General features: G+C 63.0%; 24 protein-coding genes and 1 tRNA gene. 10 read left to right on the top strand and 15 right to left on the bottom strand.

Annotated elements, in window-relative coordinates; all coding sequences use genetic code 11:
* Positions 1-75: 75 nt before the first annotated feature.
* The 5 genes from rplI to MSIL_RS04635 form a co-directional block, all read right to left on the bottom strand.
* Entirely contained in the window at positions 76-645 is a 570-nt protein-coding gene (gene rplI, locus MSIL_RS04655; RefSeq protein ID WP_012589941.1) for a 50S ribosomal protein L9, read from the bottom strand.
* Positions 646-685: 40 nt separating this feature from the next.
* On the bottom strand, positions 686-1,738 hold the full coding sequence (locus tag MSIL_RS04650; protein ID WP_012589940.1) for a hypothetical protein: 1,053 nt from the start codon (positions 1,736-1,738) through the stop codon (positions 686-688).
* A gap of 151 nt (positions 1,739-1,889) precedes the next feature.
* The gene (gene rpsR / locus MSIL_RS04645; protein WP_012589939.1) at positions 1,890-2,132 is read right to left on the bottom strand and encodes a 30S ribosomal protein S18; all 243 of its coding nucleotides are present in this window, start codon (positions 2,130-2,132) and stop codon (positions 1,890-1,892) included.
* A complete protein-coding gene (gene rpsF / locus MSIL_RS04640; protein ID WP_012589938.1) occupies positions 2,132-2,572 on the bottom strand; it encodes a 30S ribosomal protein S6 in 441 nt (146 codons plus the stop codon). Before rpsF ends, rpsR begins: the two co-directional genes overlap by 1 nt.
* 264 nt (positions 2,573-2,836) lie before the next feature.
* Positions 2,837-3,253: a hypothetical protein gene (locus MSIL_RS04635; protein WP_012589937.1), complete on the bottom strand. Its 417-nt coding sequence runs from the start codon at positions 3,251-3,253 to the stop codon at positions 2,837-2,839.
* Between the two features lie 249 nt (positions 3,254-3,502).
* Here MSIL_RS04635 and fabD point away from each other — a divergent pair, with 249 nt between their 5' ends.
* The 5 genes from fabD (at position 3,503) to mltG (ending at position 9,328) form a co-directional block, all read left to right on the top strand.
* The gene (gene fabD, locus MSIL_RS04630) at positions 3,503-4,456 is read left to right on the top strand and encodes an ACP S-malonyltransferase (RefSeq protein WP_041368490.1); all 954 of its coding nucleotides are present in this window, start codon (positions 3,503-3,505) and stop codon (positions 4,454-4,456) included.
* A 24-nt stretch (positions 4,457-4,480) separates the two neighbouring features.
* The gene (fabG, locus tag MSIL_RS04625; RefSeq protein ID WP_012589935.1) at positions 4,481-5,218 is read left to right on the top strand and encodes a 3-oxoacyl-[acyl-carrier-protein] reductase; all 738 of its coding nucleotides are present in this window, start codon (positions 4,481-4,483) and stop codon (positions 5,216-5,218) included.
* Positions 5,219-5,502: 284 nt separating this feature from the next.
* A complete protein-coding gene (locus MSIL_RS04620) occupies positions 5,503-5,742 on the top strand; it encodes an acyl carrier protein (RefSeq protein WP_012589934.1) in 240 nt (79 codons plus the stop codon).
* Positions 5,743-6,095: 353 nt separating this feature from the next.
* The gene (fabF, locus tag MSIL_RS04615) at positions 6,096-7,355 is read left to right on the top strand and encodes a beta-ketoacyl-ACP synthase II (RefSeq protein WP_012589933.1); all 1,260 of its coding nucleotides are present in this window, start codon (positions 6,096-6,098) and stop codon (positions 7,353-7,355) included.
* Positions 7,356-7,588: 233 nt separating this feature from the next.
* On the top strand, positions 7,589-9,328 hold the full coding sequence (mltG, locus tag MSIL_RS04610) for an endolytic transglycosylase MltG (RefSeq protein WP_012589932.1): 1,740 nt from the start codon (positions 7,589-7,591) through the stop codon (positions 9,326-9,328).
* A 13-nt stretch (positions 9,329-9,341) separates the two neighbouring features.
* Here the strand turns inward: mltG and rimO are convergent, their stop codons facing one another.
* The 4 genes from rimO to MSIL_RS04590 form a co-directional block, all read right to left on the bottom strand.
* Entirely contained in the window at positions 9,342-10,697 is a 1,356-nt protein-coding gene (gene rimO, locus MSIL_RS04605; RefSeq protein WP_049768244.1) for a 30S ribosomal protein S12 methylthiotransferase RimO, read from the bottom strand.
* A 142-nt stretch (positions 10,698-10,839) separates the two neighbouring features.
* The gene (locus MSIL_RS04600; protein ID WP_012589930.1) at positions 10,840-11,607 is read right to left on the bottom strand and encodes an outer membrane protein; all 768 of its coding nucleotides are present in this window, start codon (positions 11,605-11,607) and stop codon (positions 10,840-10,842) included.
* 254 nt (positions 11,608-11,861) lie between these two features.
* Positions 11,862-12,623, bottom strand: a complete 762-nt coding sequence (locus tag MSIL_RS04595) for an outer membrane protein (protein ID WP_041368486.1) — start codon at positions 12,621-12,623, stop codon at positions 11,862-11,864.
* Positions 12,624-12,844: 221 nt separating this feature from the next.
* Positions 12,845-13,564, bottom strand: a complete 720-nt coding sequence (locus MSIL_RS04590; protein WP_012589928.1) for an outer membrane protein — start codon at positions 13,562-13,564, stop codon at positions 12,845-12,847.
* A gap of 348 nt (positions 13,565-13,912) precedes the next feature.
* Here MSIL_RS04590 and MSIL_RS04585 point away from each other — a divergent pair.
* Positions 13,913-14,002 (top strand) — tRNA-Ser (locus tag MSIL_RS04585).
* Positions 14,003-14,151: 149 nt separating this feature from the next.
* Here MSIL_RS04585 and MSIL_RS04580 read toward each other — a convergent pair.
* Both MSIL_RS04580 and MSIL_RS04575 read right to left on the bottom strand, forming a co-directional pair.
* A complete protein-coding gene (locus MSIL_RS04580; RefSeq protein WP_012589927.1) occupies positions 14,152-14,412 on the bottom strand; it encodes a hypothetical protein in 261 nt (86 codons plus the stop codon).
* 243 nt (positions 14,413-14,655) lie between these two features.
* A complete protein-coding gene (locus tag MSIL_RS04575; RefSeq protein ID WP_012589926.1) occupies positions 14,656-15,351 on the bottom strand; it encodes an O-methyltransferase in 696 nt (231 codons plus the stop codon).
* A gap of 149 nt (positions 15,352-15,500) precedes the next feature.
* Between MSIL_RS04575 and MSIL_RS04570 the strand changes: the two genes are divergently transcribed.
* Positions 15,501-16,304, top strand: a complete 804-nt coding sequence (locus tag MSIL_RS04570) for an AraC family transcriptional regulator (protein WP_012589925.1) — start codon at positions 15,501-15,503, stop codon at positions 16,302-16,304.
* A gap of 65 nt (positions 16,305-16,369) precedes the next feature.
* Here the strand turns inward: MSIL_RS04570 and MSIL_RS04565 are convergent, their stop codons facing one another.
* The 4 genes from MSIL_RS04565 to MSIL_RS21595 all read right to left on the bottom strand — a co-directional run bounded on the left by MSIL_RS04565 (position 16,370) and on the right by MSIL_RS21595 (position 19,208).
* Positions 16,370-17,050 (bottom strand): histidine phosphatase family protein, encoded by a 681-nt coding sequence (locus tag MSIL_RS04565; RefSeq protein WP_148213019.1) that lies wholly within the window; start codon positions 17,048-17,050, stop codon positions 16,370-16,372.
* Between the two features lie 161 nt (positions 17,051-17,211).
* The gene (locus MSIL_RS20535; RefSeq protein ID WP_187148703.1) at positions 17,212-17,925 is read right to left on the bottom strand and encodes an acylphosphatase; all 714 of its coding nucleotides are present in this window, start codon (positions 17,923-17,925) and stop codon (positions 17,212-17,214) included.
* Positions 17,873-18,526 (bottom strand): hypothetical protein, encoded by a 654-nt coding sequence (locus MSIL_RS04555; protein ID WP_244406214.1) that lies wholly within the window; start codon positions 18,524-18,526, stop codon positions 17,873-17,875. Before MSIL_RS04555 ends, MSIL_RS20535 begins: the two co-directional genes overlap by 53 nt.
* 448 nt (positions 18,527-18,974) lie before the next feature.
* The gene (locus tag MSIL_RS21595; RefSeq protein WP_187148702.1) at positions 18,975-19,208 is read right to left on the bottom strand and encodes a hypothetical protein; all 234 of its coding nucleotides are present in this window, start codon (positions 19,206-19,208) and stop codon (positions 18,975-18,977) included.
* Between the two features lie 415 nt (positions 19,209-19,623).
* Between MSIL_RS21595 and MSIL_RS04545 the strand changes: the two genes are divergently transcribed.
* From MSIL_RS04545 to MSIL_RS04535, 3 genes are all read left to right on the top strand, one after another.
* On the top strand, positions 19,624-20,241 hold the full coding sequence (locus MSIL_RS04545) for a ParB-like protein (RefSeq protein WP_012589920.1): 618 nt from the start codon (positions 19,624-19,626) through the stop codon (positions 20,239-20,241).
* A gap of 254 nt (positions 20,242-20,495) precedes the next feature.
* Positions 20,496-20,882, top strand: a complete 387-nt coding sequence (locus MSIL_RS04540) for a GFA family protein (RefSeq protein WP_012589919.1) — start codon at positions 20,496-20,498, stop codon at positions 20,880-20,882.
* A 244-nt stretch (positions 20,883-21,126) separates the two neighbouring features.
* Positions 21,127-21,387, top strand: coding sequence for a hypothetical protein (locus MSIL_RS04535; protein ID WP_012589918.1), 261 nt, complete (start codon positions 21,127-21,129; stop codon positions 21,385-21,387).
* The last annotated feature ends 69 nt before the right edge of the window (positions 21,388-21,456 follow it).

Here is a 21,456-nt window from a genome sequence, read left to right as displayed (position 1 = left end):
GCATGACAGGCCCATGCTCCAATCCTTAAGCGCTACAGCCCGCCGCCAGGCGCATCCGCCCGGCGCGCCGGATGTTCAACGGTCGCCGAGGCTGCCGCCGGCGTCGGCGAGAGCCGCGCCGACCTCGAGGCCGAGATCGTCCATAGTGGCTTCTTCGACCACATTGACTTCCTCGCCGGCGGCCTGACGCTCGGCTTCGGCCGGCGAGCGGGCGACATTGACCGTGATCGTCGCGACCACCTCAGGGTGAAGATGAACCGGCACCTCATGCAAACCGATCGACTTGATCGGCGAGGCGAGAACGATCTGGTTGCGATTGGCCGAGAATCCGCCCGCGGTCACGACTTCGGCGATATCGCGCGGCGACACAGAGCCATAAAGATGGCCCGTCTCGCCGGCCTGCCGGATGATGACGAAGGCCTGGCCGTCGAGCTTCTCAGCGACCGCCGAGGCTTCGCTCTTGAGCTCCAGATTGCGCGCTTCGAGCTGGGCGCGCTGGGTGTCGAAGCGCGCCTTGTTGGCCGCGGTCGCGCGCAGCGCCTTGCCGCCGGGCAGCAGGAAATTGCGGGCGTAGCCGTCCTTGACGCGCACCGTGTCGCCCATCTGGCCGAGCTTGGCGACGCGCTCCATCAAAATAACTTCCATTGGTCTCGTCCTTGTCGTGTTGATCGTTTGGTTGTGTTGATCAGGTCTTGCGGGTGAGTGAATTTCGCTTGCGCGCGCGCAAGGAAAAGATCGATTCGGCGACGCCAATCGCGGCGAAGGCGATCAGCAGCCAGGGCGGCGCCAGCAGCACGAGGCCGAAATAGATGAAGCCGAGAAGAAGCGTCCGGTATTTCAGGCTGCGCGACACGTCATGGACGACGGCGAGGCCTTGCAGCGCAAATCCCATCGCGAGCGTCGCCGCGACGATCGCGCTGACGACGCCGGCAAGCCCGCCGACGAAGCTGACGCCGATGGCGACGACAAGCGCCGGAACATAGATGCGCGACAGCCGCAGCTCGCGCGGAATGTCCGGCCACGGGCGCGGCAGCAGCGAGGAGATTTGCGCCGCGCGGGCGGCGAGCCACAGATTGGCGAGAAGCATCAGAAGCGTTGACGCGGCGATCGCCGGCGGAGCGGCGAGGGCCATCAGCCGCGCCATCTTGTGCAGGTCGATTCCCTGGGGCAGGGGCGTCTCCGCCGCCAACGCTTCGAGCACGGGCGTCAAGGTTGCATCGGCATGCGCCAGCGCCGCGGCGAAACCGCCGTGGCGGGCTGTTGCAACGATCGTGGCGACGACGCCGACCGTCGCTGAAATGGCGATCGCGGCGGCGAGCAGCCGCTCCAGCGGATGAAACTCCTGCGGCGCGGCGCCGGCGCGGAGTTCGCCAGGCGCGCGAGCCTCTTTCGGCTGCGTCAAAGCGAGAAAACTCAGCCACAGCGCCGGGGCGGCAAGGGCCAGGGCAAAGGTCGCGCCGGTGATCGCCGCAGCGCCCGCGCTCGCGCCGCTTTCCTGCTGTGCTTGCTGAAGATAGGCGATCACGCCGACCGCGAGCGAGGCGACGGCGCCGGCGGTGACGCCCGCGGCCCGCCCGAATCCAATCATGGCGATCATGATCGGCAGCGGCGACAAATAGGCGAGGGCGATCGCGGCGAAGGTCGCCTGGGTGACCAGGCTGAACAACAGCGCCGAGGCGAGCCCGGCGCCGGCCGCCGCGGCAAACGCCGCGCTGGAAGAGGAAACCCGATTGATCATATGGCTTGCTGTCCCGCTTGTGGCGGTTAGAGGCGGGTCAGAGCCTTTCGCCCGCCCGTCCCAACACAGGGTCCAACCGATCGACGACCGGTTGGGCTGATATTTATGGCCTTAAGTCCTCGGCGAACGAAATTCGCAAGGCAGAAAAAACCTACCGGATCACATAGGGCAGGAGGCCGAGGAAGCGGGCGCGCTTGATCGCCTGGGCGAGTTCGCGCTGCTTCTTGGCCGACACGGCCGTGATGCGCGAGGGCACGATCTTGCCGCGTTCGGAAATATAGCGCGACAGGAGGCGGGTGTCCTTATAGTCGATCTTCGGCGCGTTCGGTCCCGAGAAGGGGCAGGTCTTGCGGCGGCGGAAGAACGGACGGCGGGGCGCTGCGGTCGTGGTCATCAGAAGCCTCCCTCGTCGCTGGCGGCGGCGTCATCGCGCGGGCGGCGCGGCGGACGGTCGGGGCGCGGCCCGCGGCCGCGGTCGCCGCGATCCGGCCGGTCGCCGCGATCGTCGTCGTCGCGCTTGCGCATCATCGCCGACTGGCCGGCTTCGAGCGCTTCGACGCGGATCGTCAGGAGACGAAGCACGTCTTCATTGAGGCTGCTCTGACGCTCCATCTCGGTGATGGCGGCGGCCGGCGCGTCAATGTTCAAAAGGGTGAAATGCGCCTTGCGGTTCTTCTTGATGCGATAGGCCAGGGTTTTGACGCCCCAATATTCGACCTTCTCGATCTTGCCGCCGAGAGATTCGATGATCCCCCGGAACTGCTCGGTCAGCGTTTCCACCTGCTGGGCGGAAACATCCTGACGCGCGAGATAAATATGCTCGTAGAGAGCCATGCGTTTGCCTTTCTCAAATGTCTCGCGGCGCTCCGGCGCAAAGCCCTTCGAGCCCCGGAAAGGCTCGACAAGACAGACGAAGGCGGAGACACTGGAAAGCGGACAAGCAATTGCCCTGCCCGCGACGCGGGTTTTCCGTTCAGCCCCCGGCCGAAGCCGCGAAGGGCGCTTTATAGACGGATTTCGCCCGCAAGCAAGTGCGCGCGCATAGACTTGAAGCAGAAGGGCCCTCTTTGCCGCGTATCTTTGGCGCATCGAGGAGAATCAGACGCAGGGCCCGCTCTCGCCATTCGGCCAGATGCGCCAGGCTTTGAGGCCGGCCTTGGCGACGACAAGCCGCCCGCTTTTCGCCACCGAAAGGAGGTGCTGGAAAATCAGCGGATTGCGCCACGCCATCGGTTTCGCGGGATCGCAGACGGCGCGATATTCGTCCGAATCCGGATCCTCCATCAAGATGACGCCGACACGGTCCGGGCGAAACTGTGAGCTCAGGCCGCGATCGCCCTTCCAAAGGCACTCAAAGTCCCGGCAGACGTCGGGTCGGGTCTCGTAGACATTGCAGCCGGCTGTTTTGAGGCAATGCGAACACCAGGGCCCGGCGGGCTTTTCCAGTTCGGCAATTTCGAGCACCTTGCAGCAAAAGCTGCATTCGCCGCAGGCTTTTCCTGGAATTGTCGACATGGAGTCCTGTTCGTTTTGGCTTCCCGCCGATTCGAATAGTCTTAAAGCTTTTCCAACAGCGGCCAAGACGCAAGTAGATTTGGTGGTGAAGTTGGCGCCACGCGATTGCGTCTGGATAAATCTTCCGGAGGTAAATCGATCTCAAATTGCGCCGGCCGCTTGACAGGGGTTTGCTGCGGTGTCACTCGCTGCCGCCTCAAGAAGAATTGGATGATTTCGGAATGAGGCTTTGAGCGGCGGGATGTGGATTTGACGAAAGCTTTCCTATTTCCAGGTCAAGGTTCGCAGGCTGTCGGTATGGCCAAAGCGCTCGCCGAAAGATTTCCGCAGGCGCGCGCGCTTCTCGACGAGGTCGACGACGCGCTGGGACAGCGCCTGTCCGCCCTGATGTTTGAGGGTCCGCTCGACGAACTGACCCTGACCGCCAACGCGCAGCCGGCGCTGATGGCTGCAAGCCTTGCCGCCATCCGCGTGCTGGAGGCGGAAGCCGGCCTCGAACTGAAGCGCGACGCCGCTTTTGTCGCCGGCCATTCGCTTGGCGAATATTCGGCGCTCGCCGCCGCAGGGTCGATCAGCGTCGCGGACGCCGCGAGGCTTCTGCGGCTGCGCGGCAAGGCCATGCAGGCGGCGGCGCCGGTCGGCGTGGGGGCGATGGCGGCGCTGCTCGGGGTCGAGGCGGAGGCGGCGCGGGACATCGCCAGCCAGGCGGCCGCGGAGTCGGGCGCAGACGCTGTTTGCGAGGTCGCCAACGACAATGGCGGCGGCCAGACCGTCGTCTCGGGATCGACCGACGCCGTCAATCGCGCCATCGACATCGCCAAGTCGAAAGGGGCGCGCCGGGCGATTTTGTTGCCGGTCTCGGCGCCGTTCCATTGCGCCCTGATGCAGCCTGCGGCCAAGGTCATGAGCGCGGCGCTGGCCGATGTCGCCATCGCGCCGCCCGTCGCGCCGCTGGTCGCCAATGTGCTGGCCGCTCCCGTCAGCGATCCGGAAGAGATTCGCCGCCTTCTCGTCGCGCAAGTGACGGGCGCGGTGCGCTGGCGCGAAAGCCTCCTCTTCATGGCCGGGACGGGCGTCAGCCTGTTCGTCGAATGCGGCGCCGGCAAGGTTCTGTCGGGCCTCATCAAACGCGTATGCGCGGACGCCGCCGGCATCTCGGTTGGAACGCCGGACGATATCGCCGCCTATAAAGCGCTGGCTTAAGCGGCGCATATTGGAGTTTTTGGGATGTTCGATCTTTCCGGCAAGACCGCTCTTGTCACGGGCGCAAGCGGCGGCATCGGCAAGGAGATAGCCCGCGCGCTGCACGCCCAGGGCGCCCGCGTCGCCATCTCCGGCACGCGGCGGGACGCGCTCGACGCGCTTGCGGCCGAACTCGGGTCGCGGGTCGAAACGCTCACCTGCGATCTTTCCGACGCGAAAGCCGTGGAAGGGCTGGCGCCGGCGGCGGAAGCCGCGCTCGGCGGCCTCGATATTCTCGTCAGCAACGCTGGCGTCACGCGGGACAATCTCTTCATGCGCATGAAGGATGAGGAGTGGGACAGCGTCATCGCGATCAATCTCACCGCAAGCTTCCGCCTCGCCCGCGCCTGCATCAAATCCATGATGCGCAAGCGCTATGGCCGCATCATTGGGATCACTTCGGTCGTCGGCGTGGTCGGCAACGCCGGGCAGGCCAATTATGCAGCCTCGAAGGCGGGCATGATCGGCATGTTCAAGAGCCTTGCAAGCGAGGTTGCGAGCCGTAACGTGACCGTCAATTGCGTCGCGCCGGGCTTCATCGAAAGCCCGATGACCGATGTGCTGAACGACAAACAACGCGCCGCCGTGCTGGCGACCGTGCCGATGGGCCGGCTCGGAACGGGCGCGGAAATTGCGGCCTCAGTGGTCTATCTGGCGAGTTCGGAGGCTTCATACGTGACCGGACAGACCCTCCATGTTAACGGAGGAATGGCAATGATTTGAGGCGTTTAACAGGAATTATCGGGCGCGCGCGCAAGCTCTCGCCAACGTGAATGAAGTGTGTTACCAAGCCTGCGTTGAGCTGTGAGGGGAAAGCGATCTTTGCGGGATTGAAGAGCCGGATCGGCCTCCAATCCGGAGCCGCGCGTCGAACTTCAGCAGTCGGATCTGCCGACACGAAGGTTTGGGCGCAGGTTTATAAACAGCGCGCATGGCAAAGACGCCGGGCGCCGCGCATTGACGTCGGCCAATGTCGGCAATTTTATGAGGACGAGGATAAAACGACCATGAGCGATGTCGCTGAGCGGGTGAAGAAGATCGTAATTGAGCATCTCGGCGTAGATGCCGACAAAGTTGTCGACAATGCCAATTTTATTGAGGACCTTGGCGCGGATTCGCTCGACACGGTCGAGCTCGTGATGGCCTTCGAAGAAGAATTCAGCGTCGAGATTCCGGACGATGCGGCCGAGACGATCGTGACAGTTGGCGACGCGGTGAACTTCCTCGAAAAGGCGACCGCCGCCTGATCCTCACGCGCCGCGCTGCGCTTGCGCGCGGGAGCGTTCCTTCGATCACCGTCCGCGATCAATGCCGCAATCGTTTTATAGCGACCGCCGGTATCCGGCCGGGCGCTAGAACGCTTTCCGGTCGAAGCAACGGGGTCCGCTGAGAGGAAGGCGCTTCAACAGCCTGAGCATCGTCTTGTCGATTAGGTTGTTTTGCGGTGATCGGACTATGCTCCGGCGCGCTTTTCGACCGGATGAACGCGTCCGGTCGATCAAGAAATCGCGCCACAATCAAAAGCTTGAGTATTTTTTCGATCAGGTAGAACCATACTGATCGAAATGTGCTTTAGGCAGCATTTGGGCCGGATCGAATTATGCGTAGAGTGGTCATCACCGGTGTTGGCATGGTTTCGCCGCTCGCTTGCGGCAGCGAAGCCACGTGGACGCGGCTGCTCGACGGGCAAAGCGGCGCGCGCATAATCACGGAATTCGACACCTCCGACCTTCCCTGCAAGATCGCGATGCCCGTCCCGCGCGGGGACGGCCAGAACGGCAGCTTCAATCCCGATGAATGGATGGAGCCGAAGGAGCAGCGCAAGGTCGATCAATTCATCATCTATGCCATCTCCGCGGCGACGCAGGCGCTGAATGACGCAGGCTGGAAGCCGACCAGCTACCAGGATCAAATCGAGACAGGCGTTCTGATCGGATCGGGCATCGGCGGTCTGACCGGCATCGCCGAGACCGCCGTCATCCTGCATGAGCGGGGCGCGCGGCGCGTATCGCCCTTCTTCATTCCCGGCCGGCTGATCAATCTCGCCGGCGGCTATGTCTCCATCCAGCATGGCCTGCGCGGGCCAAATCATGCGGTGGTCACGGCTTGCTCCACGGGCGCCCACGCCATTGGCGATGCGGCGCGGCTGATCCAGTTCGGCGACGCCGAAGTGATGGTCGCTGGGGGCGCCGAATCGCCGATCAGCCGCATCGGGGTCGCGGGCTTTGCCGCCTGCCGCGCGCTCTCGACCGGCTTCAACGATCGGCCGAAACAGGCGTCCCGGCCCTATGACAAGGATCGCGACGGCTTTGTCGTCGGCGAGGGCGCGGGCTGCGTCGTGCTCGAGGCCTATGAGCACGCCAAGGCGAGGGGCGCGCGGATCTACGCCGAAATCATCGGCTATGGCATGTCGGGCGACGCCTATCACATCACCGCGCCGCAGCCGACCGGCGACGGCGCCTTTCGGGCGATGAGCGCGGCGATCAAGCGCGCCGGCGTTTCCCCGCTCGACATCGACTATATCAACGCGCATGGCACCTCGACGCCGCTCGGCGACGAGATTGAGCTGCAGGCGGTGCAGCGGCTTGTCGGCGATCCGAAGGGCCTTTCGATGTCGTCGACGAAGTCGGCGATCGGCCATCTTCTCGGCGCGGCCGGCGCGGTCGAGGCGATTTTCTCCGTCCTTGCCTTGCGCGACCAGATCGTCCCGCCGACGCTCAATCTCGACAATGCCTCGGTCGACACAAAGATTGACCTCGTGCCGCATAAGGCGCGAAAGCGAGAAGTCGAGTTCGTGCTGTCGAATTCCTTCGGCTTTGGCGGCACCAATGCATGTTTGATCTTCAAGCACGCCGAATAGCGCTCCGGCGACCGCAACCAGAATTAGCCATATTTCCTTGCTTAGAGAAACCGGGCCAATCGGCGGGCGTCGCCTTCGCCCGAAATAGCGGTCCCGCCTTCGGCCGACTCCGACTATGATGACGATGACCGAAGCAGGCTGAGCGAGTTGGGTTGATGAGCGGCGCGCCACCAGACGATCACGGCGATTCGCCTTCGCGGCCATCCGCGCCACGGCCGGGAGGCCGGTTCGGCATGCGCGTTGCGCCGCAGAGTCCGAACGAAGCGCTCCAGCCGGAAGCCGCGCCGCCGCCTCCGCCGCGGCCGCCGCCAAGCCGGCGCCGCCCCATCATGTCGGCGGTCAGCGGCTTCCTGTCATTCCTTTTGATCGCCGCGGTCGCGGCCATGATCGGCCTGATCTGGAGCGAGCAGCGCGTCCGGGCGCCGGGACCGCTCACCGCCGACAAGGTGCTCTATATCGTTCCCGGCACGGATCTGCCGGAAATCATTGGAGAGCTTGATCGGGGCGGGATCATCGACAGCCCGTTCCTGCTCAATATCGCGCTTCTCGTCGAGGGCAATCGCTCCAAGGTCAAGGCCGGCGAATATTTGTTCAAGCAGGGCGCGAGCCTTCGTGAGGTCATGGACACGTTGGTCAGCGGCAAGCAGGTCCTGCACGCGATCACGATCCCGGAAGGGCTGACCAGTCAGCAGATCGTCGAGCGATTGCTGGAGAGCGACGTGCTCACGGGCGACATCAAGGATCTGCCCAAGGAAGGCAGCCTGATGCCGGACACCTACAAGGTGACCCGCGGCTGGTCGCGCGCCGACCTCGTCCGCAAGATGCAGGACGATCAGAAAAAAATCGTCGATCAGATCTGGGCGCGCCGCACCAGCAATCTGCCGCTGCACTCGCCTTATGAAATGGTGACGCTGGCCTCGATCGTCGAAAAGGAAACCGGCAAGGCCGACGAGCGTCCGCGCGTCGCCAGCGTATTCATGAACCGGCTCGTCAAGCGCATGCGGCTCCAGTCCGATCCGACGATCGTCTACGGCCTCGTCGGCGGCAAAGCCACGCTCGGACGCGGCATCACCCGCAGCGAACTCGAAAAGCCGACGCCCTATAACACCTATACGATCGACGGCCTTCCGCCGGGACCCATCGCAAACCCCGGCCGCGCGGCCCTCGAAGCCGTCGCCAATCCATCGCGCACGCAAGATCTCTATTTTGTCGCGGACGGCACGGGCGGACATGTTTTCGCCGAAACGCTCGATCAACACGGCCGCAATGTGCAGCGCTGGCGTCAGATCGAGAAGGACGCCAGGGACAAGGCAGGCGCAAGCCAGGATATCGACAAATCCGCGCCGCCTGTCGCCTCGCCCCCCGGAGCCGCGAAGAGCGATCAGCGCGGTGAAATGGATGGCGGCGCGGGCTCGATCTATGGCGATCTCGGGCCGTCTGCTCCACCGGCGCAGGTCAGCGCCGGCCCATCCCGGTTCGAAAGCGCCTTCGGGGTGATCGGCCCGGCTCTCGTCGCCGAAGCGCCCTGGGCCGGGGCCGCCCTGAAGCCGGGCGCTGCCGCGCGCGCGGACGCCAAATCGCGCGGCTCTAAATTCGCCGATCAGAGGGGTCTCGCGCCTGTGACGGTCGGCCCCGGTCTTGATGAGCTTGGCATTGGCGTCCAGGGCGCGCCCGCAGCAGCCGAACTCGACGGTCCGATCAATGACGCGGACGGGGACGCGCCGGCGCGTCCTGCGTCGGGTTTTGCCTCTCGTCAGGCGGCGCTGGCGCCGGATGCGCAGACAGCTTCTCCGCTGGGCGGAGCGGCGCAGAACGCCGCCGGCCCCGCGCCGCAGCCCGACGGAAAAATAATACGGCCGCGCATTATCGACGTTTCGGAAGGCACGCCGCTCGATCCGCTGCGCGACAAGACGTATGATCTGAATTTCGCCAAGACAGTGCCGACCGCCAAGCAGATGGCGTTGCCGAACTGAGGCGGCGTCCGCGCTAGGCCGCCGTCCCGTAAAGATCATAGGCGTTGGCGCGCTCGATCTTGACCGTGACGATTTCACCCGTCCGCAGCGGACGGCGAGAAGCAACGAAAACTTTGCCGTCGATCTCCGGCGCGTCGGCCTTGCTGCGTCCGACGGCCTCGCGCCCGCCGACGTCGATGATGACCTGCAGCCGCCGGCCGATTTTCTCCTTGAGTTTTTTAGCGCTGATCGTCTGCGCGCGCTCCATAAAGCGGCGGTAGCGGAGGTCCTGGATTTCCGCGGGGACAAAAGCGCGGCCGAGCGAATTTGCGGCGGCGCCTTCGACAGGCTCATATTTGAAGGCGCCGACGCGGTCGAGCTTCGCCGCCTCCAGCCAGTCGAGCAGGATCGCAAAGTCCTCATCGGTCTCGCCGGGGAAGCCGACGATAAAGGTGGAGCGTATCGCGAGTTCGGGACAGATTGTGCGCCATTTCCGGATGCGCTCGAGCGTTTTTTCCTGATCGCCGGGGCGCTTCATCGCCCGCAGCACCTCTTTGCTCGCATGCTGAAACGGAATGTCGAGATAGGGCAGCACCAGTCCCTGCGCCATCAGTTCGATTGCCTCGTCGACATGCGGGTAGGGGTAGACATAGTGCAGGCGCACCCAGACGCCGAGCGCGCCCAGTTCGCGGATGAGATCGATGAATTTGGCCTTGACCACACGGTCGCCGAACATGCTTTCCGAATAGCGCAGATCGAGTCCGTAGGCGCTGGTGTCCTGCGAAATGACGAGCAATTCGCGCACGCCCGCGGCGACCAGTTTTTCAGCCTCGCGAAGAATCTCAGCGGCGGGGCGCGAGGCTAGATCGCCGCGCAGTTTTGGAATGATGCAGAAGCTGCAGCGGTTGTTGCAGCCTTCCGAAATCTTCAGATAGGCGTAGTGGCGCGGCGTCAGCTTGACGCCCTGCGCCGGGATGAGGTCGAATTTGGCGTCGTGCGGACGCGGCGCCGCCGCATGAACGGCCTGCATCACGGAATCGAAATCCTGCGGTCCGGTGATGCGAAACAGATCGGGAAACCGCGTGCTGATGCCTTCGGGCTCGGCGCCCATGCAGCCGGTGACGATGATCTTGCCGTTTGCCGCCTGAGCCGCGCCAATCGCCTCGAGCGATTCGGCCTTGGCGCTATCGAGGAAGCCGCAGGTATTGACGATCACCGCCGCCGCGCCGTCATAGCTTTTCGTAAGCTCATAGCCCTCCGCCCGGAGCCGGCTGATGATCTGCTCGCTGTCGACGAGCGCTTTCGGGCAGCCGAGCGAAACAAAGGCGATTCTCGGCGCGTCGGCGCCTTGGGCGGTCAGGGCGGTTTCGGAGGAGGGCGGGTTGATCATCATGAATTGGCTTGCCATGGCCGCTGACGGCTTGCAACTGCGGGCGGCGCGGCGCGGCTGGAGCCCAGGCGCGAGAAAGCCCGGCCTTGCGGCCGGGCTTTCTGATCTTGAGGTCCGTGGAAGTTGAGGCTACGCCCCAATCTCAGTACTTGGCGACGACCGGAGCCGGGGGGGCGAAGGTGTCGAACTTGTAGCTGAAGCCAACCTGAACCTGGTTGATGTTGAACTTGCGGTTCACGAATGGGCCAGCATCGACTCCGGCGAGAGAAGCCGGATAGAGCGTGGCGTTGCCGAAGTTCGAATAGCGATATTCGGCGCGGATCGACCAGTTGTTGGTGACGGCGTATTCGAGACCGCCGCCGACAGTCCAGCCCACCTTGGTGGTGGAGGAGCTGTCATAGCTGAACGGGGTCGACAGGCTGGCTTTCACGCCAGCAAAGGCGACGCCGCCGGTCGCGTAAACGAGAACGCGATCCCAAGCATAGCCGACGCGGCCGCGGATCGAGCCCTGGATATCGGCGCTCGTATGCAGGTTGATGCCAGCGACGCCGAAGCCCGGCACGAAGGCGGTGCCCGAGTAGGTCTTGCTGAGGCTGGTGCCATCAACCGAACCTTCGAGGCCGACGACGAACTGGTTCAGCTGCAGATTATAGCCGACATGGGCGCCGCCGATGACGCCATTGCCGCTGTTGCCGAAGTTGACGAAGTTGCCATTGGCGTCGCCAAAATTGGCGCTGCCATTGCCCCAAGCGTAGCCGATCTGGCCGCCGATATAGACGCCGGTCCAGGTGAAGATCGGAGCCGGCGGCACATAGACTGGCGGGGGAGCGCGCGAGGGAAGATCCGCGGCGAGAGCCGTTCCAGCGAGCGCGATGGCGCCAACCGAGGCCAAGAGTACACGACGTAACATTTAGCTTACTCCTAAGGGTTCGAAGCTTCCGCTACCTACCCTCGTTTCGGGGCAGGCACAATGAGCGGAAAGGGGGAATTGGCAGTTGAAGCGACGTATTCCAGCCTGTGTGGCGCGATTGCCACATCACAATCAAGCTTTTGTGAGATTCTGATACAATTGGTTATCAAACTGTTAAAGCAGAAGACCCGGCATTGTGCGCCGGGTCCTCATCAGTATTGACGCCTTGAAAGTCGAAGCTGCTCGTACTGATTTCAATACTTGGCGACGACCGGAGCCGGCGGCGCGAAGGTGTCGAACTTGTAGCTGAACCCGACCTGCACCTGGTTCTCTTTGAAGTGACGATTGATGAAGGGGCTCGTCAGCACGACCGAACCGTAGTTGCTCGGATAGAAGGTCGAGTGGCCGAAATCCGAATAGCGATATTCGGCGCGGACCGACCAGTTGTTGGTGACGGCGTATTCGAGGCCGCCGCCGACCGTCCAGCCGACGCGGGTCGAGGACGCGCTGTCATAGCTGAAGGGGCCGTAGAAATTGGCCTTGACGCCGGCGAAAGCGACGCCGCCTGTCGCGTAGAGCAGGACGCGGTCCCAGGCGTAGCCGACGCGGCCGCGGATGGAGCCTTGGATGTTGCTCTGCGCGCTGAGGGTCAGGCTGTTGCCGAACTCATCGGTCAGGAACGCGCTTTTGCTCATGCTGGAGCCATCGACGGAGCCTTCGAGGCCGACGACGAACTGGCTGAGCTGCAGATTGTAGCCCACATGCGCGCCGCCCAGGACGCCGCTGGTGTCATAGCTGACGGATCCGAGCGTGCCGATGAACGAGTCGCCGAAATTGGCGTTCTGGGTGCCCCAGGCGTAGCCGATCTGGCCGCCGATATAGACGCCGGTCCAGGTGAAGATGGGAGCCGGCGGCACATAGACCGGCGGAGGAGCGCGCGACGGAAGATCCGCCGCGAATGCGGTTCCGGCCAGCGCGACGGCGCCAACCGAGGCCAAGAGTAAACGACGTAGCATCATGCTTTCTCCTTCAAGGGTTGGAAGCCATCCCAAGCTACCCGGATTCAGGGGGTCCAGAAATGCCGCCAGAGGGGAAAAGGGCGATTCTGGGGCGCTATTCCCGCCGGTGTGGCCGGTCGGCAACGAATTCGCCGCCCCGATCACGGATTTGCGGGGAGAATGCGAGTTTTATTCCGGCGCCGGTTCGCGCGATCGATTAGCCGGCGCGGCTTTCACCCCTATCGCGCGTAAGACGGCGCAAAGAGTCCGTCGAATTTATAGCTGAATCCGACTCGCGCCGCGTTTTCCGTGAGATGGCGCGCGACATTGCCGCCCGGGCCGGCCGTGAACGTATAATCCGTCGCCGTGCCGAAGTCGGAATAGCGATATTCCGCCCGCACCGACCAATTATTTGTCAGCGCATATTCAAGCCCGCCGCCGATCGTCCAGCCGGCGAACGAGCGGTTCAGCGAATTATAGCCAAGATAGGACTGGTATTGATTGGTGACGCTGGCGAAGGCTGCGCCTCCCGTCACGTAAAACAAAGCGCGATCGACCGCGAAGCCGAAGCGCGCGCGGATCGAGCCCTGCACCGGAATTTGCGTCGTATAGACGGTCGGCCCAAACGCATAGGTTTTGTCGACGCCGGTCGCTTCGACATCGCCCTCAAGGCCGAGCACGATCTGGTTGAATTGAAGATTATAACCGACATGGGCGCCGCCGAGGACGCCGCTGGGATTATAGCTTGCGCCGGAAAAGACGAAAAAGGGACCCCAGCCGGATAGGGCGTTGTTCGCCCAGCCATAGCCGATCTGGCCGCCGAGATAGAGGCCGCTCCAGGTAAAGATCGGGGCGGGCGCGTAGCCGCCAGACTCCTGTCCATAGGGCAGGTCTGCGGCAAGCGCCGCGCCCGCAAAAACGGCAAGCGTCGTCGTCGTCAAAAGCGCTCTGCGGAGCATCTCATGCCTTCCATTCTTGAGGTCGCGCGCAAGCTGGCCAGCCGCCGCGGGCAAGGCGCTGCAGATGCGTCGGATCTGGATCATCGGCGGTCGAACCGCCATTTACGGTTGCGTACCAAATAGGCTGGAAGCCTTACTAAATTGTCTCGAATTGTGTTTACCCGAACGTTAACGGGCATTTGGCCCGCGGCTGATCCGCCGCGCGGCAAAGTCCGGCGAAACACTTCTGCGGCGCCAGCAAAGCGCTGTTCGCCGCAGCCGCGCGCTGGCGGTTGGAATCGATCCGGCGATTGTGTAGAGCAGAGGCCAAGCGCGGCGGCACGCTGATTTCGAGGCTCGCCGCGATCAGGAAGGGTGGCCGAGTGGTTTAAGGCAGCGGTCTTGAAAACCGCCGTGGGCGCAAGTCCACCGTGGGTTCGAATCCCACCTCTTCCGCCACGAGTTCTCGTTAAATATTGATCTTAAATAGCAATATAAAACGCGCCGCTTCCTGCGGATAAGGACGGACGGATTGCGATCTTTCTAAATGACCGCTCACCGGTTCGTTTCTTTTATCTGAAAGTCTGGTCCCTCATTCGGAGATTTGATTAGCGAAGCGTCTCCTCGGCCAGGAAGGCGGCTATGTCGCGCGCCACCTCCGCCTGCATTCGCACGCGTTCCGCCGCTCCCTCGCTCGGCTTCTCGGGGCCGTCGCCGTCTTCGGCCTTGTCCAGATTGACGGCGGCCTGATCCCTGAGCGCGGCATAGGCCAGCACGCGGTCGATACAGCGGCGACGCTCGGCAGCGATAGCGGCCTCGATCGCGGCGTCTTCGCGCTGTTGTTTTTCCACGGTCGATGGATCGCTCATGCTTTTCGCCCTTTCCCGGTAACGGAGGCCCAGATTACCGCCATTTCGATTACCTTTGCCACGATTTGATCAATCGAGGCCACGCCGGCAAGCGTCGAGCTTTCCCGCGTCACAGCCGAAAGCGATTGGCGATCGTCTCCCATGCGGCGATGGCCGCATGTCTCGTGAACCTACGCCGCCAAGGCTCTGCTCCGCCGGCCACGCGCCTTGGTCGTCGGGCGTTCGGGCGATCCATCGCGAGGATCACGCGGTCCTTACGGTGAATTCATTGCCGCGACCTTCGTCGACCGGAAGCGGTTGCGAAACGTAGTGGTTCGCAGGATTGCGGACATAGTCCAGATAGCCGGGGTCGAAAGCGTTTTCCCCGAGCACCACTGCACCAGGCTTCAACCGGGGTTCGAGCAGCTTGAGCACCGGAAGGTAGAGGGTGAATGCGCCATCGATCAGCAGCAGATCCACGTCGCCGCCGATGTCCTTGAGCGTCTCGAGCGCGTCGCCTTCGCGGATATCCGCCAGATCGGCAAGGCCCGCCGCGTCGAGGTTGGCGCGCGCCCGCGCCACCTTGGCGGACTCGAGCTCGGTGCCGATGAGATGCCCGCCGCCATTGTCCCGCAGCGCGGCGGCGAGATAGATCGTCGAGATCCCCATCGATGTGCCGAACTCGACGATCCGGGTCGCCCTGCAGGCGCGCGCGATCGCATAAAGGAAGCCGCCATAGGCCGAAGAGACGGCAAGGAAATTATCGGCCCGGCTGCGATAGATCCCCCGATAGTCCGCCCGTTCCTCGACGAGCTTTTCCGCGATCACCTGCTCCAGTGTCGCGCCGGAGGCTTCGATGTCCGCCATGATCCCGGTCATATAGTCCCGATCCGCCGCTTCCGCGTCCTGGTGAAGCTTGTCTAAAATCTGGGCGAGGCGCCCGTTGCTCAGCGAATTCATGAGGTTTTCTTTCCCGATCGCGGAAGCCGTAGAGGCCTCGACTGGTCCGTATCGATCGGATAAAGGGAGCGAGCCTTGGCGTCATTCCGAAGTCTGGACAAAATGTTATTCAATCTCGCCAATTTCGCTCTCCTGCGGGAAAGCGCACCATGCCCATCTTGAGCGATGGTCCCGACTGGATCGATCCCGACAACGTGCCCCGTCCGGTCGTCACCTTCGGCGCCGCAATGGCCGAGGTCGGCAGAATCGAGTTAGAGCTCCACCGGCACATGAAGGGGCAGGTCCTGTTTGTGCAGCGCGGCGCGCTCAGCTGCGAGGTCGAAGGTGGGCTGTGGATTGTGCCGCCTCGCAGCGCCGTATGGATACCCGGCGGGGCGCTCCACGCCATCAAGGCGTCCGGCGCGCTCGAAGGCTTCGCCGCCTTCGTCGATCCCGCTGTCAGCCGGGGCCTGCCGGAGGTCTGCTGCGCCGTGTCGGTGGCGCCGTTGCTGCGCGAGCTTTTGATCCGCTCCGCCAGCCTGCCGGCCCTTTATGAGGAAGGAGGCGCGAACTCGCGCCTGATGGCGGCGCTTCTCGACGAGCTCGCGGCGGCGAAGATCGAGGACCTCCATCTGCCGATGCCGACCGATGCCCGCCTCCGCAGGATCGTCGATCTGATGATGGCGTCGCCGGCGGATCGCGGAACGTTGGACGTTTGGGCGAAGCGGGCAGGTCTGAGCGAGCGGACCTTAGCGCGACTGATCAGCCGGGAAACGGGCATGAGCTTTGGCCGCTGGCGCCAGCAGCTCGGCGTCATCCTTGCCGTGAAGTGGCTAGCGAGCGGCGCCTCGATCCAACAGGTCGCCGCCGACCTCGGCTACGAAAGCGCGCCGAGCTTCGTGACCATGTTTCGGAAGGCGCTCGGGACGTCGCCCGGTCGCTACATGGCGGAACGCTCCTTCAGCCGACATTAAAAATCTCAAGCGATCAAAGGTCCGCTGTCTGAGGCGTCATAGCCACGGCTGAACGCCTCCTCAAGCTATTGCTTGCAATCCTGATAGAACTCTGGAAACTTGCTCCGGTCCACGTCCTCGCCCCATGGATTGTCGGGAATCTTGGCGCCATCAGGGCCAGCGTATTCCTGCTGGACCACCGTGAACGTCGGCTTGGATGTTGTGTAGTCAATGATCCAGAAAAAGTCGTAGTTCGCGCCCTTCCAGCTCTTGGGCGCATCGGCATTGCCAATGTCGCCGAGGCTGAGAAGCGTCCAGAGCGTATTCCCGTCCTTGTTCAGGTCCTTGTTGGCGATACGCTTGTGTTCCCACACGACGACGACAATCTTGCCGTCGTAAGCGGGCGAGTTGAGCGCGGCCGCCGCCTTCTGCGTTTGCGCGTCGAGGTCGGCGTCCTCGTTGGGATCCTTGGGAGGGACCGAAAAAGGAGTGACCTGCTCCCCCCAGCTTTTGGCTGAGGGCGCCGCCGTCTCCTGCGTATGCATGGTGACAGCAAGGAAAGCGTCTGGCGTCCCGCCCTTGCCGAAGATGATCTCGTTCCCGGGCGCGCCCTTGCCAAGGTACTGATCCGAGAGCGCCTGAGCGCGCAGTTTCCCGACATCGCAAAGCTCGGAGCTGTTTTTCTTTTCCCCGTGCCTGAGCAGGATGATGCGCGAGGGGTGGGCCTGCGCCGCCTCGGCTCCCAGGACGCCGGCCAGCGCGGCCAATCCTGCGAATATCGCCAATTTATGCATGTCCGCCTCCTGCTCGACGAAGCGACGCCGGTTTCCCGTCGGGCGGCTCCTAGCCGCAGCCTTTCACAGACGCGCCCCGAAACAATGGCCGGGGGAATGCGCCGCCTCATGCCGCCAGTTCGACGCGCAGCGATTCAGTCGTTAGGCTGCAGCTTCTTCAAATCGTCGGCGTTGAGGGTTTTTTCGAGAATCTGATGCCATGCCGCTTTGGCGTCTGTTGGCGAAATCGCCGTATCGTCGGCCCTAAGCTCGAAGACGAGATTATATGTGTTCGTGATATTTCGGCTCGACGAGGTCCAATCCACGATCGTAAACGCGTTCAGACCGGGGTCGATTGCTGCGGACGTCGTCGCGATCTTGATGTCAGACGATCTTTTGGTCCCTTCTTGAAGGGTCGCGAGCGCCGAATCGATCCGATGTTTGTCGCCTTGCAATGTAAAGTGGACAATTTCGTTTGCGTCATTCCTCGCCGATCCCGCGAGATTGTAGGCGATCGCCTGCTTCATGACCATGGCGCGGAACCCCACCTGCTGGTCGTTGCCGGTGACGGTTGCCTCGACAGCTTCTTTCTCGGCCATAGTCCCAACTCCCGCCAAACACATCGCGAACCGGACGCCGTCAGCAACATTATAACGCCTCCCGCCTTCGCAGAAATCGGGCGCTGAGGACGCTGTCCGCGCGGCCCACTGAGACGCTAGCGCTCCACTGGCCTTTGCCCATGCCTTGCAGATCGTGGCGAAGGGAGAGAAAAGCGAGAGAGACTTGGTTTGAAAGCTGGTTTCCCGAAAGTTGCCTTTATGGACGATGATCCGAGGGCCATGGGTCTTCGTCGACGCTGCCTGCGCCAAGGCCTGCGCCCATGCCGCCGCCCATGCCCGCGCCGCCGCCCCCTGCGCCTTGCCTGGACTCATCTTTCCCACGTTCGCCCTTATCGCGCCCGCCAGCGCTGGCAGGCCGGGTGGGCCCCTGCATCGGAATCGCAACATCCGCCGGGATCGGATCAAGATCGAGCGCTTTGCGAATGAAATCGCGGAGCGAGATGACGAGTCCATGCGTGTGAACAGGGCGTCCGGCGACCAACTCCCGCGCGGCGGATCCGGCGAGGCGGACATGCTCTTCGGTCCCAAGCAGGATGATGTCCGAGAGGGCTGCCTCGACAGCATCGCGAATGCGCCGGGTGCGGTCCGGTGCAGCGGCATTGTCGGCGATCGGATCCAAGGCAATTATCGTCTCGTTCTCGGCGAAGGGCTTATCACGGTGGCGCAGATCGCGCAGATGCGTCGGATCGACGGTCAGAGTGCCGGTGAACGAGCCGCCGAGCGTTTTATAGGCCGCTATCAGCGTCCGCAGGCGCTCGTTGATCTGGCGGTTCATCCGCTCGCGCCGTTGCTGGATCGTGACCATCGCCAACAGACGGATTCCGACGCCAAGGAGCGTGAACAGCGCCAAGCCGATCAATGTCGCAAGGAGGCTCTGCCACGAACTGAAATCAATGTTGCGCAGTGAAGCCTCCCGATTAGGTCCGTCATGCCATCCGCGAACCGCATCAGGCGGTAAGACCCGAGCGCGGGCATTTGGGCGCGAGGCGCACTCTTACATAAGAATGCGAAGCCAAGTTACCGGCGATGATCTTGGAAGCCCCTTGCAACTGGGGCGCCGCACTTGTCGTGGCCAGCTTCCTCATCCCACGGATTGTGGCGCAATTCCTGGATCGAGACGAACGCGCAGGCGTCGGTCGATCGCCGAATGGCGGCGGGCGGCGAATTGCCGGGAGTATGGTAGGATCGGGGCATTCGAGTTTGAGTCAGTCGGCAACGAGACCGCGAGGCATCGGATCAGAGGGTTGATCGAGTGCGATGCGTTGAAGAGCCATAGTGGACGTGATGCGAATGGGCCTTCACGCCCCGAACGAGGTTGAATCCATGTCAAAGGCAAAAGCCAGCTGGGCCAGAATGGCTACGAATGCGATCAAATTGAGCGTCAGCGCCCCCGCCGTCATAGCGTTGCGCATGGCGAAGGTCTCGTTTGGCGGCGCCGCCGCCAAACGAGAAAGCAAGCGGATGGTGAGCGAAAAGGTGAAGGCCGCATTTGACACAAGCGTCGATGCAGCATGGAGCATCGCCTCCGGCAAAGCTCGGCAAGTTCCCGGGCGCGCCATCGCTTTTTACCAGAAGCGCGTCGCCGAAAATCTGCGGCGGCTTTCGAAAGGGGGCTGACCCCCGTCCCGGATTGATCGGGGGCGACGCCGCCAGAAGCGTTCGAGCATACCCGTGCTTCGGGCTCCGGCCTGAAACGCAGACTTCCTGAGTATAGCCGTATCGCGGGTCCTGTTGACGCAGATCTTGGCCGCCGCGGCGAAGGTCGTCCTGCGACCGCATCGCGTATTTGTCGAGCTCGACAGACGACCGCCCCGACCTTTCCCTCGAATGGGCAGTCTATCAGGAAATCGTGATGGCGCGATATTTCGCCAATGCTGGCCGCGCAAAGCCGGCGAGCCTACCATCCGCATTCGCGTCGCCGCGGCTTCCAAGATCAAAGGTCGTCAAATGTCCGACAGCCTGAAATTCGGAATCGACGTCTCGACGCTCCGGCCGACGCAGATGACAGTTGGACTGCGCGAGGTCGAGCTCAAGCGGCGCGAATGGCGCGACGCCGACAAGGAGGAGCGGTCGCGTATTCTGCGCCGTCACGTCATACCGGCTGTCGTCGGTCCCAAGGACGAGCCTTATATCGTCGATCATCATCATTTGGCGCGGGGGCTTCTTGAAGAAGACGCCGGCCGCGTCGCCGTCTATGTCATCGCCGACCTTTCGCCGCTGCCCAAGGGCGAGTTTTGGACCTTTCTCGACAACAGCGCCTGGTGCCACGCCTATGATCGACATGGGCGCCGGCGCGAGCTTGACGACATTCCAAAGCGCATGGCCGATCTGGCCGACGACCCCTATCGCAGCTTGGTCGGGGCGCTGATCAGGCAGGGCGGCTGCGCGAAGAGCGACAAGCCTTTCTTCGAGTTTCTGTGGGCCGACTTCCTGCGCCGACGGATCGACGAGGACGTGGTCGAAAAGAACTTCGACAAGGCGCTCGCCGAAGCGCTGCTGCTGGCCAAGAGCGATAAGGCCAAGAGCCTGCCGGGCTGGTCCGGCGTGAGCTCGCAGGGCGATTGAAAGATCAGGGCATGGCCGGATTGCCGCGGTCGCATTACGAAAGCCGCGCGCCTGGATTTATCGCCTGGAACGGCGTCGTCGCTGATGAAGAGCCAAATCCGGTCGCTTGTGTCCCCAAAAGTTTAGCGCCTCTCGCACTCTGTGGCCTCTTGGAGACCGTTTTGAAATTCGGGATTGCCCGACTTTTGACATGAAGAAACCTGATCTCGGCAGCAGCCGCTAAACGGACTCCTGGAAGAAAGCCGAGAAGACCAATGGCAATTCACGGCGGATGTCTCTGCGGGGGTGTGCGTTACGAAATCCGAGCCGCGCTCTCGCAGCCGATCGCATGCCACTGTTCGCAATGCGCGAAAACAAGCGGCAATTATGCGGCGATGGCGAGTTGCCGATCTGCCGATCTCGATCTAATCGCAGCGGAAACGCTGACGTGGTTTCAATCGTCCGAACTCGTTCGACGTGGCTTCTGCGCGCGCTGCGGGGGTAATGTTTTCTGGAAAATGGAGCCGGGCGAAGAGACTTACGTAACGGCCGGCACGCTTGAGCAGCCGACAGGATTGCGCTTGGCCGAGCATATCTTCGTGGCGTCGAAAGCCGATTTCTACGAGATCACGGACGGTCTGCCGCAAAAACCAGAGTGGTAGGACGGCCGGGGGGCCAGGTCGGGACGGAATTCAGACTTCAGGAATCGCCGGATCGCCCGAGGCTTGGGCTTGCAACGGCCCTGCTGAGGCGACGACGTTGAGGCTGTCTGTATTTGCTATGAGAGATCGACTTGAAGCCTGAAATGGGCAAAGACGATCCGCGCCGCTTCGAAGCCGCTGGCGTCGAGGGCATCGCCGAGGAAAATGACGAAGACCGAGGCGCCAAAGCAAGGAAGGACAAGTCATGAGCCTCACTTTCGAAACGCGTCGGCCGACGATCAAAGACGGCCGCGCTGCGTTCCTCGATGAGCCGCCGGCCGAGGCCGCGACGCATCCTGAGGAAATGAAAGCCGTCGTTGAGGTTCAATGGGGCCGCAGCTTTGCGATGAAAGCGTCGGCGCGCTTGACGCCGGCCGGGCTCGTTTGCGGCGCAATCGCCGCCGCCGCGGTCCTGCTTTCCTCCGCCGCGTTGGTGCGGGCCGTCCGGGCGGACAAAGTCCGGTGAGTCGCGCGGAATTGCGCGCTATCTCGACTTGGTGAGGGCGCGCCGAGGCCGAAGCGGGAGAGGAAATGA

The organism is Methylocella silvestris BL2, from assembly GCF_000021745.1.
Lineage (GTDB): Bacteria > Pseudomonadota > Alphaproteobacteria > Rhizobiales > Beijerinckiaceae > Methylocapsa > Methylocapsa silvestris.
The sequence above is the reverse complement of the archived record's forward strand: the minus strand, read 5'-3'. Positions and strand labels throughout refer to the sequence as shown.

Bases quoted from the DNA above. Each gene is read 5' to 3' on its own strand.
- rplI (WP_012589941.1), bottom strand. From the start codon at position 645: ATGGAAGTTATTTTGATGGAGCGCGTCGCCAAGCTCGGCCAGATGGGC.
- MSIL_RS04650 (WP_012589940.1), bottom strand. From the start codon at position 1,738: ATGATCAATCGGGTTTCCTCTTCCAGCGCGGCGTTTGCCGCGGCGGCC.
- rpsR (WP_012589939.1), bottom strand. From the start codon at position 2,132: ATGACCACGACCGCAGCGCCCCGCCGTCCGTTCTTCCGCCGCCGCAAG.
- rpsF (WP_012589938.1), bottom strand. From the start codon at position 2,572: ATGGCTCTCTACGAGCATATTTATCTCGCGCGTCAGGATGTTTCCGCC.
- MSIL_RS04635 (WP_012589937.1), bottom strand. From the start codon at position 3,253: ATGTCGACAATTCCAGGAAAAGCCTGCGGCGAATGCAGCTTTTGCTGC.
- fabG (WP_012589935.1), top strand. From the start codon at position 4,481: ATGTTCGATCTTTCCGGCAAGACCGCTCTTGTCACGGGCGCAAGCGGC.
- MSIL_RS04620 (WP_012589934.1), top strand. From the start codon at position 5,503: ATGAGCGATGTCGCTGAGCGGGTGAAGAAGATCGTAATTGAGCATCTC.
- fabF (WP_012589933.1), top strand. From the start codon at position 6,096: ATGCGTAGAGTGGTCATCACCGGTGTTGGCATGGTTTCGCCGCTCGCT.
- mltG (WP_012589932.1), top strand. From the start codon at position 7,589: ATGCGCGTTGCGCCGCAGAGTCCGAACGAAGCGCTCCAGCCGGAAGCC.
- rimO (WP_049768244.1), bottom strand. From the start codon at position 10,697: ATGATCAACCCGCCCTCCTCCGAAACCGCCCTGACCGCCCAAGGCGCC.
- MSIL_RS04600 (WP_012589930.1), bottom strand. From the start codon at position 11,607: ATGTTACGTCGTGTACTCTTGGCCTCGGTTGGCGCCATCGCGCTCGCT.
- MSIL_RS04595 (WP_041368486.1), bottom strand. From the start codon at position 12,623: ATGCTACGTCGTTTACTCTTGGCCTCGGTTGGCGCCGTCGCGCTGGCC.
- MSIL_RS04590 (WP_012589928.1), bottom strand. From the start codon at position 13,564: ATGCTCCGCAGAGCGCTTTTGACGACGACGACGCTTGCCGTTTTTGCG.
- MSIL_RS04580 (WP_012589927.1), bottom strand. From the start codon at position 14,412: ATGAGCGATCCATCGACCGTGGAAAAACAACAGCGCGAAGACGCCGCG.
- MSIL_RS04575 (WP_012589926.1), bottom strand. From the start codon at position 15,351: ATGAATTCGCTGAGCAACGGGCGCCTCGCCCAGATTTTAGACAAGCTT.
- MSIL_RS04570 (WP_012589925.1), top strand. From the start codon at position 15,501: ATGCCCATCTTGAGCGATGGTCCCGACTGGATCGATCCCGACAACGTG.
- MSIL_RS04545 (WP_012589920.1), top strand. From the start codon at position 19,624: ATGTCCGACAGCCTGAAATTCGGAATCGACGTCTCGACGCTCCGGCCG.
- MSIL_RS04540 (WP_012589919.1), top strand. From the start codon at position 20,496: ATGGCAATTCACGGCGGATGTCTCTGCGGGGGTGTGCGTTACGAAATC.
- MSIL_RS04535 (WP_012589918.1), top strand. From the start codon at position 21,127: ATGAGCCTCACTTTCGAAACGCGTCGGCCGACGATCAAAGACGGCCGC.